The organism is Massilia glaciei, assembly GCF_003011895.2.
GTDB lineage: Bacteria > Pseudomonadota > Gammaproteobacteria > Burkholderiales > Burkholderiaceae_D > Telluria_A > Telluria_A glaciei.
In genome coordinates, this window is the sequence record NZ_PXWF02000264.1 from 1 (window position 1) to 2,483 (window position 2,483).

The 2,483-nt window shown below is 65.5% G+C and carries 1 protein-coding gene; it reads right to left on the minus strand.

The window, feature by feature from the left end:
* Positions 1 to 15: 15 nt before the first annotated feature.
* Entirely contained in the window at positions 16 to 2,277 is a 2,262-nt protein-coding gene (locus C7C56_RS19120) for a putative bifunctional diguanylate cyclase/phosphodiesterase (RefSeq protein ID WP_106758966.1), read from the minus strand.
* Positions 2,278 to 2,483: the final 206 nt, after the last annotated feature.

A 2,483-nucleotide genomic window follows, 5' to 3' on the forward strand; every position in this document is an offset into this window, starting at 1 on the left:
CAGACGAGCGGGATTTCAGGCCAGCGGCATCAGGCCGTCGTTGGCCAGCCATTCGTGCAGCGCCGCCGCCGTCAGCGGGCGCGCGAACAAAAAGCCTTGCGCCATCGGACAGCCCAGCGCCTGCAGCACCGCCGCCTGGCGTTCGTCCTCGACCCCCTCGGCCACCACCGACAAGCCCAGATTGCGGCCCAGCTGGATCACCATCTCGGCGATGCTGCTGCCGCGCGCCGAGCCCGTGATTTCGGTCACGAAGGCGCGGTCGATCTTGAGCCGGTCCACCTGCAGCCGCTGCAGGTACGACAGCGACGAAAATCCCGTCCCAAAGTCGTCGATCGCGATCGACACGCCGGTCTGCTTGATCTGCGCGAGCATTTCGATGAGCTGGTCGGGTTCTTCCATCGCCATCGACTCGGTGATTTCGAGTTCGATGAATTCGGGCGGCGCCTTGCTGTCCTCGAGCGCCGCGCACAGCATGACGGGGAACAGCGGATGCCGAAACTGCACCTGCGAGACGTTGATCGACATCGTCAGGTCAAGGTAGCCGGCCGCGCGCAGGCGCACCAGTTCGTGGCAGGCGCCGCGCAGCACCCATTCGCCGATCTCGATGATCAGGCCCGAATACTCGGCGATCGGGATGAAGCGGTCGGGCGATATCAGGATGCCGTCGCTGGTCTGCCAGCGCAGCAGCGCCTCGGCGCCGGTGGGGCGGCGCGTGACCAGGTCGATCTGCGGCTGGTACACCACGAACAGCTCGTTGGCCAAAAAACCCTTGCGCAGCGCGTGCATCATGCGCACCCGTTCGCGGATCTCGATGCCCATGCTGCGCGAGAAGTAGAAGTGGCCGTTGCGCTGCTGGCTCTTGGCGCGCTTGAGGGCGATGTCGGCGTCCTTGAGCGCGTCGGCGCCGCTGCCATCGTGCTCGGTCAGGCGCACCAGGCCCAGCGTGGCCGAGATCTGCACGTCCTGGCCGTCGATCAGGAACGGCGTGGCGAACAGGGCCAGGATGTTCTCGGGGTTGACGGCGGTGGCGTCGCCGAGCACGCAAAAGATATCGCTGCCGATGCGCGCCACCGTGAGCTGGCGCCCCAGCTGCAGCTGCAGGCGCGCGGCCACCGCGACCAGCAGCATGTCGCCGAACTGGTGGCCGAGCGCGTCGTTGGTTTCGGCGAAATGGTCGATGTCTACCAGCGCCAGCGTGGCGTCGTCGCGCCCCGGGCCGGCCAGCGTGGCGTCGAGGATCTCGACCAGGCGGGTGCGGTTGGGCAGCTTGGAGAGCTTGTCGTAGAAGGCCGCGTTGTGCAGGTGGCTGACCAGCTCGACGTTGTCTAGGCCGACCGCGACGTTGCCGCAAAATACCTCGAGCAGGCGCTCGTCGATCTCGCTGATCGGCGCGCCCAGTTCGAGGAAGCCGACGAAGTCGCGGCTGGCCTTGCCGGCGAAGTAGAGTACCACGAATTGCGGGTCGTACAGGTTGCGCCGCTCGGCCAGCGCGCGCTCCATGGCCGCGCTGATGCGCGCATCGTCGGCGGCGGCCAGGCGGCCCGCGCCTAGGCGGCGCATGCTGCCCGTGGTCGCCATGATGTTCAGTTCGTGGCTGTCGCTTTCGGTGCAGTCGTGCACGCACAGCACGCCGTTGGGGGCGATCGCGAGGATGTCGGCGACCTGCGTGAGCACCCCCGAGGCGAAGTTTTTCACGCCGTGCAGCGCCATCAGCTCGGTGCTGGCGCGCACGATTTCGCCGAGGCCGCGCTGGCTCGTGCTGATCGCGCGGATCTGCTCGTAGGAGCGGATCGCCGCCGTCACGGTCGTGAACAGCTTGATGCGGGTGAGCTCGGATTTGGTCTTGTAGTCGTTGATGTCGAAGTCGCGGATCGCGTCGATCTCGGGCGCGTAGCCCGGCTGCCCGGTGCGCAGGATGATGCGCACGTCGGCCAGCTTGAGCGTTTCGCGGATGTAGCGCACCAGGTGCAGGCCGGCGTCGTCCTGCTCCATGACGACGTCGAGCAGGATGACGGCGATGTTGGCTTCGTGTTTGAGCATTTCGCGCGCCTGGCCGGCCGAATAGGCGTGCACGAATTCGAGCGGGCGGTGTTGCATTTCGAGGTTGCCAAGGGCGAACGTCGTTGTCGAGTGGACATCCTCATCGTCGTCGATGATCATCACGCGCCAAGTCGGCCGGTTGCTGCCGGTGGTGGCCGGGGCCGGGTGCTCGTCGAGAAAAATCAGGTCGTCTTGGCCGTCCTGCGCATCCTCTACGGGCGTGCTCGATGGGTACATGTATTGCGCCTCCAGGATTTCTCGGTATGAATTCCACTCATAGTATACAACCAATCCGCACGGCAAAGACCCGCCGGCTGCCGGCAAGGGCGCGCAGAAATACGCCGCGCGCGCGTGTCCGGGACTTGCTTGCATAGAATGCCATGGAATGGTCCCGCAGCGTGAGCTTTTGGCAAGAAAAACCAGGGCAATTGCATCAAAATTCA